Annotated in this window: 9 protein-coding genes and 1 pseudogene; 8 read left to right on the top strand and 2 right to left on the bottom strand. The window is 70.8% G+C overall.

Annotated features, from left to right (window positions below):
* From B9G49_RS14640 to B9G49_RS14660, 5 genes and pseudogenes are all read left to right on the top strand, one after another.
* Positions 1–222 (top strand): annotated as a pseudogene (locus B9G49_RS14640) (alcohol dehydrogenase); the annotation flags it as partial.
* A 127-nt stretch (positions 223–349) separates the two neighbouring features.
* Positions 350–1,336, top strand: coding sequence for a S49 family peptidase (locus B9G49_RS14645; protein WP_049931860.1), 987 nt, complete (start codon positions 350–352; stop codon positions 1,334–1,336).
* Complete coding sequence (locus B9G49_RS14650; RefSeq protein ID WP_086216863.1) at positions 1,333–2,361, top strand: DUF4350 domain-containing protein; 1,029 nt, start codon at positions 1,333–1,335, stop codon at positions 2,359–2,361. Before B9G49_RS14645 ends, B9G49_RS14650 begins: the two co-directional genes overlap by 4 nt.
* A 70-nt stretch (positions 2,362–2,431) precedes the next feature.
* A complete protein-coding gene (locus B9G49_RS14655) occupies positions 2,432–3,472 on the top strand; it encodes a zinc-dependent alcohol dehydrogenase family protein (protein ID WP_049931862.1) in 1,041 nt (346 codons plus the stop codon).
* A 101-nt stretch (positions 3,473–3,573) separates the two neighbouring features.
* Positions 3,574–4,485, top strand: a complete 912-nt coding sequence (locus B9G49_RS14660; protein ID WP_086216864.1) for a CoA ester lyase — start codon at positions 3,574–3,576, stop codon at positions 4,483–4,485.
* A gap of 96 nt (positions 4,486–4,581) precedes the next feature.
* Here B9G49_RS14660 and B9G49_RS17210 read toward each other — a convergent pair whose 3' ends face one another.
* On the bottom strand, positions 4,582–4,704 hold the full coding sequence (locus B9G49_RS17210; RefSeq protein WP_255376758.1) for a hypothetical protein: 123 nt from the start codon (positions 4,702–4,704) through the stop codon (positions 4,582–4,584).
* 280 nt (positions 4,705–4,984) lie between these two features.
* Positions 4,985–5,353 carry a VOC family protein gene (locus B9G49_RS14665; RefSeq protein WP_086216865.1) on the bottom strand — a complete coding sequence of 123 codons (369 nt, stop codon included), beginning with the start codon at positions 5,351–5,353 and terminating at the stop codon, positions 4,985–4,987.
* Positions 5,354–5,612: 259 nt separating this feature from the next.
* On the opposite strand from B9G49_RS14665, the gene B9G49_RS14670 reads away from it, so the two are divergent.
* From B9G49_RS14670 to B9G49_RS14675, 3 genes are all read left to right on the top strand, one after another.
* A complete protein-coding gene (locus B9G49_RS14670; protein ID WP_086216866.1) occupies positions 5,613–8,711 on the top strand; it encodes an FAD-binding and (Fe-S)-binding domain-containing protein in 3,099 nt (1,032 codons plus the stop codon).
* A gap of 164 nt (positions 8,712–8,875) precedes the next feature.
* A complete protein-coding gene (locus B9G49_RS16860; RefSeq protein ID WP_198943843.1) occupies positions 8,876–9,052 on the top strand; it encodes a hypothetical protein in 177 nt (58 codons plus the stop codon).
* 147 nt (positions 9,053–9,199) lie between these two features.
* Positions 9,200–9,581, top strand: a 382-nt coding sequence (locus tag B9G49_RS14675) for a class I SAM-dependent methyltransferase (RefSeq protein ID WP_143414720.1), incomplete at its 3' end; no start/stop codon positions are given.

Genomic DNA, 9,581 nt, shown 5'->3' on the forward strand with positions numbered 1-9,581 from the left:
GGGGGGCGGGTGTCGGGCGACGCCCAGCGGCGGGTCGGGACGCGGGGGGCCGTCGAGGGGTGGGGCTCGGGACACGCCCGCGACTCGCAGGACACGCTGGAGTTCAGCGCCCTGCGCGACATCGCGCCGGAGATCGAGACGTTCGCCCTCGACGATGTCGCCGCGGCGTACGACCGGATGGCCGACAACGAGGCGCGGTTCCGAGTCGTCTTGGAGCCGTAGGCGACGGGCGCGATCGCTTCCCGGCCTCGCGACGGGTTCGCCCACCCGTCTCGCCCCCGTCGCTCGCGGCGTCGTCGTCCCGGAGTCGTTGTTTTTATCATACAGTTGCCGATCGTATAAGACGGCGATGTCAGCAGACAAGCCCTCCACGGCCCTCACGTCGCGACAGCAGGTGGCTGTCGTCGTGCTGGCCGCGGCTCTGGTCGGCGCCGTGCTCGCTCCGAGCGTGTACGCGGCGACAAACGAACCGAGTGATACCGTCGCCGTCGTCGAGATAGAGGGGCCCGTCAACACGGCCCTCGCCGACGACGTTGAGAGCGAACTAGCGGACATCCGCGCCAACGAGTCCGTCGGCGCGGTCGTCCTCAAGCTGGACACGCCCGGCGGCGCGCCCGTCGCCTCCGAGCGGATGTACAAGGCGGTCCAGCGGACGAGCGATGACATGACCGTCATCGCGAGCGTCCAGTCGATCAGCGCCTCGGGCGGCTACTACGCGATGGCGCCCGCGGACGAGATCTACGTGCTCCCGACCTCGACGGTCGGCAGCATCGGCCTGAACGCTCCCGCGCCCCGAGCGTCGTCGACCGCGCTCGGGCCGAGCGGCCCCGACAAGGCCGGAAGTAACCCGACGCAGGCGTGGGCCGAACAACAGACGCTCGCGGACACGTTCATCAACGCGATGATGGCCGAGCGTAGCGACGAGTTCGAGATGCCCCGCGAGGAGGTCGCGAAGGCCGACACCTACCTCGGTACCGAGGCCGTTCAGAACGGCTTCGCCGATGAGATCGGCTCGCTCAACGAGGCGATTCACGCGGCTGCGACCGAGGAGGAACTCGGCGAGTACACGGTCGACACCCGCGAGACCGGACAGGAGTTCGGCATCCCCTTCCTCGTCCGGACCGACACCGGGATCGTCGCGATCCACGCGAACGACCCCGGGTACGCCGACGTGAAGCCGATGCCCTCGACGTACGTGTACACGCCCGCCGTCCCGCACGTCGACACGATCGAGCGGTTCTCCGAGACCGACGTGCGGACCGGCGGCGCGGCCTCGACCGAGCGCGGGACGCCGGGGAACGAGACGGCGCGGCTCAGCGGAGGTGTTGGCGCGTGACCCGCGTCGCCCCCCTCGCGGCCGCGTTCGTCGTGACCCTCGCGGCGGTCACCGGCGGCGCCGCGGTCGCCGGCTACGTGACCGCCGACGGCGCCGCGCCCGCACCGGCGATCCAGAACGACCACTACCAGAACCCAGACCTGATCGCGAACGACACGCCCGGGCAGGCGACGGTCGAGATGGACGCCTCGGCCGGCTCCCAGACCGTCCTCGTCGACCCCGGCGTCGAACCGGCCACCGCCCGTCCGGTGCTCCCCTTCAGCCTCATCGGGCTCGGCGGCGGCGGCGTCGCCGACCGGGACATCCGGCCGCTCGCGAACGCGCTCATCGAGAACGGCCACGAGGTGGGCGTGTACGTCCCCGATCCGGACCAGCAGCGACGGCCCGCGCGGCCCGGCGCCGAGGAGACGACTCAGCTCGGCGAGCGGCTCGCCGAGGCCGACGCGTTCGTGACGTTCCGGACCGACTACGAGCCGGACGAGCTCGACGCGATCGAGTCGTTCGTCGAGTCCGGCGGTCACGTCGTGCTCGCCACCGAGCCCGACGCGGCGTACTCGCAGCCGGGCGCGGCGTCTCTCGACGCGACGCTCGACGTCACGACCGAGGGTGGGTACGTGTACAACATGGAAGAGAACGACCTGAACTACCAGCGCGTGTACGCCGAGGCGACCGGCGACGCGTCGCTGACCGAGGGCGTCGACCGCGCGGTGTTCCCGTCGGCGACGCCCGTCGGGACGCCGGCCGGCGGCGCCGACGTGCTGCGCCCGATCGAGGGCAGCGAGCTCTCGACGACGCGCGCGCCCACGGACGCGCCGCTGTTAGTCCGCAACGACGAGGTCGTCATGATCGGCGACAGCGACTTCCTGTCGCCGGACAACGCCAGGCGCGCCGACAACGACGCGCTGATCGGTAACCTCGCGGACTTCCTCGTGACGAACGACCGGACGCCGCCCGGCGACGGCGGATCCACGGGCCCGACGCAGCCGGGGTCCGGCCAGCCCCCGACGAACGGCACCGCTGGCTGATCGGTCGGTCCGCGCCCGAGCGACTTCCGTCACCCTCTCATTTTTGCCGCCCGCGCCGGAAGCGAACTGTATGCGAGCAGCCGTCTTCAACGGTCCCGGCGACATCGGCGTGGAAGAGCGACCCCGGCCCGAGATCGAGGCGCCGACGGACGCGATCGTCCGCGTGACCCACACCGCGGTCTGCGGCTCCGACCTCTGGTTCTACCGCGGCGACAGCGAGCGCGACCCCGGCTCCCCGGTCGGCCACGAGCCGATGGGGATCGTCGAGGCGGTCGGAGAGGCCGTCACCTCGGTCGAGCCCGGCGACCGGGTGCTCGCGCCGTTCGCGATCTCCTGCGGCGAGTGCGAGTTCTGCCGGAAGGGGCTCCACACCTCCTGCGAGAACGGCGACTCCTGGGGCGGCGACAACGGCGGCGGACAGGGCGAGTACGTCCGGTCGACCCACGCCGACGGGACGCTCGTGCGCGTGCCCGACCGCTACGCCGACGACGAGGACACGCTCCGCTCGCTGCTCCCGCTCACCGACGTGATGGGCACCGGCCACCACGCTGCGGTCAGCGCGGGCGTCGAGGCGGGGTCGACCGTGGCCGTCATCGGCGACGGCGCGGTCGGGCTCTGCGGCGTCCTCGCGGCGCGTCGGCTCGGCGCGGAGCGCATCGTCGCCGTCGGCCACCACGAGGACCGGCTCGAACTCGCCGAGGAGTTCGGCGCTACCGAGACCGTCTCCGAGCGCGGTGAGGCCGCGGTCGAGCGGATCCGAGAGCTCACCTACGGCGGGCCGAACCACGTGATGGAGTGCGTCGGCGCCGCGAGCGCGATGAACACTGCGATCGACGCCGTCCGTCCCGGCGGCACGATCGGGTACGTCGGCGTCCCCTACGGCGTCGAGGAGGAGGGGCTCGACGTGTTCGGGATGTTCGGACAGAACGTCACGCTCGCGGGCGGAGTCGCCCCGGTCCGCGCATACGCCGAGGAGCTGATGGCCGACGTGCTACAGGGAACGCTCGACCCCGCGCCGATCTTCACCGAGACGGTCGACCTCGACGGCGTCGCCGAGGGGTACCGGCTGATGGACGAGCGCGAGGCGATCAAGGTGCTGGTCAAGCCGTAGCGGCCGCGGCTCGGCGGCCGTTAACTCGTTTTCGACCCGGCGAAAATACCCCGCGTAAGGTAGCTTTATTTTCATGGACGAGCGTGATAGATTCGACACAGATGACGGACGTTACCCTTCGCCGGACGCAGCTCGCGACCCCGGCGAGCGACGAGAAGATGATGCACTCAGCCGCCGACAGCGACGCCGACGAGGTGTTCCTCGACCTCGAGGACTCCGTGGCCCCCAACGCCAAGCCGGACGCCCGCGAGCCCCTCATCGCGGCGGCCCGCGAGGAGGACTGGAGCGATAAGGTCCTCAGCTTCCGGATGAACGGGATCGACACGGAGTGGTGGTACGACGACGTGATCACCGTCGTCGGCGCCGCGGGCGAGTCCATCGACGACATCATCATCCCCAAGGTGAAGTCCGCCAGCGACATTCACACCGTCGAGAACCTGCTCCGGCAGGTCGAGGTGAACAACGGGCTGGAGGTCGGCGCCATCGGCCTCGAGCCCCAGATCGAGGACGGCGAGGGGATCCACAACGTCCACGATATCGCGCACGCCTCCGACCGGCTCTCCTCGATCATCTTTGGGCCGGGAGACTACTCCGCGGCGATGGGTACGCCCGGGCTCGACATCGGCCAGTTCCCAGAGTACCCCGGCCACTACTGGCACCACGCGCTCTCCGAGTGTAACTCGGCGGCGAAGTCGGCCGGCCTGCCGTGTCTCGACGGCCCGTACGCCGACATCGAGGACGCCGACGGGTTCCGGCAGTCCGCCGAGCGCGCCAACATGATCGGCTGCGACGGCAAGTGGGCGATCCACCCATCGCAGATCGAGATCGGCAACGACGTGTTCGCGCCCGACCCGGAGACCGCAGAGCGCGCCAAGCGCATCGTCGACGCCTACGCCGAGGCGATGGAGGAGGGCAAAGGCGCCGTGAGCGTCGACGGCCAGATGGTCGACGAGGCGACCAACAAGATGGCCCAAGACATCGTCGAGACGGCCGAGGCCGCCGGGATCCTGTAAGGAGTCGCGCGCCGCACTCCCTGTTCTGGCGTCCGCTTTTTTTGCGATTCGGAGCCACGCTAATAGTATGGGTGACGGCAGGTGGGGAGCGCTCGTTCACCACGTCGTCGCGGTGCCGACGTTCGTCGCGGCGTTCTGGCTCTTTCGGCTCTCCTCGCTCCCGGGACTCCCCGTGACGGTCGCCGTCGCCGGGCTCGGGTACGTGGCGCTCCGCGCCACGGGACGGAGGCGAACAGGCGATGGGGCTGGCTGCTGGTGTGGGTGGGCTACGCGGTGCCGTTCGGCCACGCCCTCGGAACGGAGGACGCGGGGCGGTTTGGCCGCCTCTTCGTTCTCGCGCTGATCACGGTGCTGGTCTGGGCGGTCGTCGAGGACCGTCCGCGTTCTTCGACGACGTCGACGTGGACGTGTGGCCCGGCGATGACGACGACGGGTGGTGACCGCCGAAGTACGCGCGTCGTCCGGTCCGGACGCACCGCCGCCTTCGGTGCCCGACCGCTCACAGAGGCTCGATCAGCTCGACGACGTGGCCGTCCGGGTCCTTCACGAAGGCGGTCCGGGCCCCCGCTTCCGGCTGGTCGCCCGGCTCCTTCACGACGCCGTGGTGGTCGATCGTCTCGAACGCGGCGTCCACGTCGTCGACGCCGACGGCGACGTGGTCGTAGCGGTCGCCGTCCGCGCTCGGCGCCGCGCCGTCCGTGTCAGACAGCTGGAACTCGACGCCGCCGTCGCCGGCGACGTACACGTTGCGCGTGTCGCCGTCGGCGGTCGTGAACTCCCAAGCGCGTTCGAACCCGAGCTGCTCGGCGTACCAGTCCGCGGCGCGGTCGGCGTCCGCCACGTTGAGACACGTGTGGAGAACCTCCATGCGTCGTGCTGTCGCGGCGACGGCATAAATCCCGACGGCAAGCCGGAGGACGCCTCGGACGGACGCAGCAGAAGGACGCCTCGGACGGACGCAGCAGAAGGACGCCTCGGACGGACGCAGCAGAAGGACGCCTCGGACGGACGCAGCAGAAGGACGCCTCGGACGGACGCAGCGAGGCAACACGCGACGAGAGCGACCGCGCCCCGCCGAAACTATCATGAACAAAGGTTTTATTCTCTGTTCTCCCCCGGTCGTTATCATGGCAAGCGAGCCCACGAGGGGCGGTGACACACCTGCCCCGGACACGTCGGCGGCCGCGCTCGGCCACGATCGGCCGGACGTGCCCGCGTATCGGGCGCTCGCGGCGGACCTCCGCGAGCGCGTGACGGGCGAGGTCCAGTTCGACGAGTACGCGCAGGTGCTGTACGCCACGGACGGGAGCGTCTATCAGGCCCGGCCCGCCGGCGTCGTCGTCCCCCGCTCGATCGACGACGTGCGGGCGGCGATGGCGGTCGCGGCCGACCACGGCGTCCCCGTCATCCCGCGGGGGGCCGGCTCCTCGCTGGCCGGGCAGAGCGTCGGTCCGGGCTGTGTCGTCCTCGACTTCTCGACGCACATGGACGGGATCGTCGAGGTGCGCCCGGACGACCGGAGGGCGGTGGTCCAGCCCGGGGTCGTTCAGGACCGGCTCGACGACCGGCTGGCGGAGGACGGGCTGAAGTTCGCGCCGGATCCGGCCTCCTCGGCGCGGGCGACGGTTGTCGGCGGCATCGGCAACAACTCCACCGGCGCGCACTCGGTCCGGTACGGGATCACCGACGCGTACACGGAGGAGCTGAAAGTCGTGCTCGCCGACGGGTCGCTGATCGAGACCCGCGAGGTCGTCCTCGACTCGCCGGAGTACGAGGCGATCGTCGAAGGGGACGACCGGGAGGCGGCGCTGTACGAGACGACCCGCGCGCTCGTCGAGGCGAACGAGGCCGCGATCGACGAGAAGTACCCGAACCTCAAGCGCTCCGTCTCCGGGTACAACCTCCACAAGGTGATCTACGAGAACGACGACGGCGAGCGGGTGATCAACCTCTCGAAGCGGTTCGTCGGCGCGGAGGGGACGCTCGGGACGATCGTCGAGGCGGAGGTGTCGCTCGTCACGCGACCCGAGGAGACGGCGCTCGCGCTGTACGCCTTCGACTCGCTGGTCGACGCGATGAAGGCGGTCCCGGAGGCGCTGGAGTTCCCCGTGAGCGCGGTCGAGCTGATGGACGACGAGGTGTTCTCGCTGGCGGCCGGGTCACAGGAGTTCGCGCAGTACGCGGAGCCGATCCCGGAGCGCGCGGCCGCGGCGCTCATGCTGGAGTGGGACTCGGAGCTGGTCGACGACTTCGCGGACGCGATCGCCGACACGACGGCGCACTTCGTCGCCGAGGGCGACGCGTTCGACGTACTGGAGGCGTACGCCCCCGAGGCCCAAGAAGACCTCTGGAAGCTCCGGAAGGCCGCCATCCCGCTCCTGATGAGCATGCGGGGCGACCCGAAGCCGTACCCGTTCATCGAGGACGCCACGGTCCCGCCCGAAGAGCTCGCGGAGTACGTCGGGCAGTTCGAGTCGGTCCTCGCGGATCATGACACCTCGGCGGCGTACTTCGCCCACGCCGGGAGCGGGACGCTCCACATCCGGCCCATCCTCTCGCTGAAAGAGGAGGAAGGCGTCGAGAAGATGCACTCCATCTCCGAGGACGTCACCGACCTCGTCTTGGAACACCACGGCGCCTTCTCGGGCGAACACGGCGACGGGCTCGCGCGCACCGAGTTCAACCCGAAGATGTACGGCGAAGCGCTGTGGGCGGCGTTCCAGGAACTCAAGTCGACGTTCGACCCCGAGTGGCGGATGAATCCCGGGAAGGTCGTCTACGTCGACGGTGACACCGCGGCCGAGCGGGGCTATCCCGACACCGCAGCCGAGACGGACATGCGCGAGAACCTCCGGTACGGCCCCGCCTACGAGTCGATCGAGCCGCAGACCGAGCTGGACTTCTCCGACGAGGGCGGGCTCTCGCACCTCGTCGAGCTGTGTAACGGCTGCGGCACCTGCCGAGAGACCGACTCCGGCGTGATGTGTCCGACCTACCGCGCCTCCGAGGAGGAGGTCCAGTCGACCCGCGGCCGGGCGAACATGCTGCGGGCCGCGATCAGCGGGGAGCTCGACGACGACGAGATCCACTCCGACCGGTTCCAAGAGGAGGTGCTCGGGCTCTGCGTCGGCTGTAAGGGGTGTAAGAGCGACTGCCCTACGGGGGTCGACCTCGCGAAGCTCAAGGCCGAGGTGAAACACGACCACCACGAGCGGGAGGGGGCGGGCCTCCGCGAGCGCATCTTTCGCGACATCGACCGACTCTCCGCGCTCGGCAGCGCGCTCGCCCCGCTCTCGAACGCGGCCACGAAGCTCCCGGGCGCCCGCAAGGTGATGGACGCGGTCGCGGGGATCGCCCCGGACCGCGAGCTCCCGACGTTCCGCGCCGAGAGCTTCGAGGAGTGGTTCGACGCGCGCGGGGGCTCGACGGTCGACCCCGCCGACGCGACCGACACGGTCGCGCTGTTCCCCGACACCTACACCAACTACAGCTACCCGGCCGCCGGCAAGGCCGCCGTTTCGGTGCTGGAGGCGGCCGGCGTCCGCGTCGAGGTGCCGGACGACCTCGCGCCCTCGGGCCGCGCGGCGTTCTCGACGGGATTCCTCGACGCGGCCCGCGAGCGCGCCGAGGCCAACGTCGCGGCGCTCGCGCCCCGCGTCCGCGACGGGCAGTCGGTCGTCTTCGTCGAGCCCTCGGACGCGGTGATGTTTCAGGACGAGTACCTCGACCTGCTCGACGGCGACGAGGTCAGAGCGGTGTCGGCCGCCGCGTGCGGCGTCCTGGAGTACCTCGACGCCGGCCGCGTGGACGAGCGGCTAGCGTTCGACGCGCCCGCGGAGTCGCTCACCTACCACGGCCACTGTAACCAGAAGGCGACGAACAAGGACCACCACGCGGTCGGCGTGCTGCGGCGCGCCGGCTACGATGTGTACCCGCTCGACTCCTCCTGTTGCGGGATGGCGGGGTCGTTCGGTTACGAGTCCGAACACTACGACCTCTCGGCGGCGATCGGTCGGATCCTCTTCGATCAGGTCGACGAGAGCGACGGCGAGACGGTGACCGCCCCCGGGGCCTCCTGCCGGTCACAGCTCGGCGACCGCGACGCCGCGGCCGCGGCCCCGCCGCACCCCATCGAGAAGGTCGCCGAGGCGGTCGCCGGGCCCGCGCCCGACGCCGTCGCCGACGCGGGCGCCGACGCGACGACTCCGTCCTCGGCCGACGACTGAGCCGGCGTTACGGTCGACGCCCCCGCCGATCGGCCCGGCGTCCGCGACCGTCAGTTCGGCGCCCGGGCCGATCTGTCCGTCCCGTCGACACCGCGCTTTGCGGGCTCTCACCCCGCTTAACCGACGTAACGCTTATGAGCGAACAGACCTTGTCAATAGTTGCCATGTGCCACCATTACGACGAGGCGATGACCTGGGAGGAGGTCCGGGCACGCCATCGATCCGAGGAGCCGGACGAGGAACCCGACGCGATCCCCGACGCCGACGCGGTCGACGAGCCGGCGGGCGAGACGGAGGAGCCCGAGCCCCCGGCGGAGCCGCGCGCCCCGGCCGACGACTGACGCGGTCGGGCACGACCCCGCCTCGAACCCCGACAATCTTTTCGCGCGCCCGGAACGACGAGCGGCGGTGCCGGCGTGCCTCGACCGCCGGCGCCAGCGTGCCTCGACCGCCGACGAAATCAAGCCGCTCGCGCCCGTCACGTCGGTATGGACCGCAACGCGGTGCGCCGCGCGTGGGACGAGGTCGCCGAGACGTACGCCGCCCGCCGCGACCCCGACGGTTCGGACGCGGCGCTGATCGACGACCTGCTCGACGCGCTGGCAAGTGACCCCGCGGTCGGCGACGGCGACCCGCTCGTCCTCGACGTCGGCTGCGGCGACGGCGCGCGCACGCTCGCGCACCTCCCGCCGGGCAGCGTCGGGATCGACATCTCTCGCCGGGGGCTCGACCTCGCCCGAGAGACCGTCCCCGAGGCCCGGCTCGGCCACGGCGAGATGTCGGCGCTCCCGTTCGCGGCCGACCGCTTCGACGCGGTCACGGCGTACCACGCGGTGTTTCACGTCGAGCGGGAGCGCCGACATCTCGCCG

It is taken from the genome of Halorubrum sp. SD683 (assembly GCF_002135045.1).
Lineage (GTDB): Archaea > Halobacteriota > Halobacteria > Halobacteriales > Haloferacaceae > Halorubrum > Halorubrum ezzemoulense.

What these genes read in the sequence shown, in the direction of transcription:
- B9G49_RS16860 (WP_198943843.1), top strand. Translation starts at nt 8,876, where the DNA reads ATGTGCCACCATTACGACGAGGCGATGACCTGGGAGGAGGTCCGGGCA.
- B9G49_RS14655 (WP_049931862.1), top strand. Translation starts at nt 2,432, where the DNA reads ATGCGAGCAGCCGTCTTCAACGGTCCCGGCGACATCGGCGTGGAAGAG.
- B9G49_RS14665 (WP_086216865.1), bottom strand. Translation starts at nt 5,353, where the DNA reads ATGGAGGTTCTCCACACGTGTCTCAACGTGGCGGACGCCGACCGCGCC.
- B9G49_RS14660 (WP_086216864.1), top strand. Translation starts at nt 3,574, where the DNA reads ATGACGGACGTTACCCTTCGCCGGACGCAGCTCGCGACCCCGGCGAGC.
- B9G49_RS14670 (WP_086216866.1), top strand. Translation starts at nt 5,613, where the DNA reads ATGGCAAGCGAGCCCACGAGGGGCGGTGACACACCTGCCCCGGACACG.
- B9G49_RS14645 (WP_049931860.1), top strand. Translation starts at nt 350, where the DNA reads ATGTCAGCAGACAAGCCCTCCACGGCCCTCACGTCGCGACAGCAGGTG.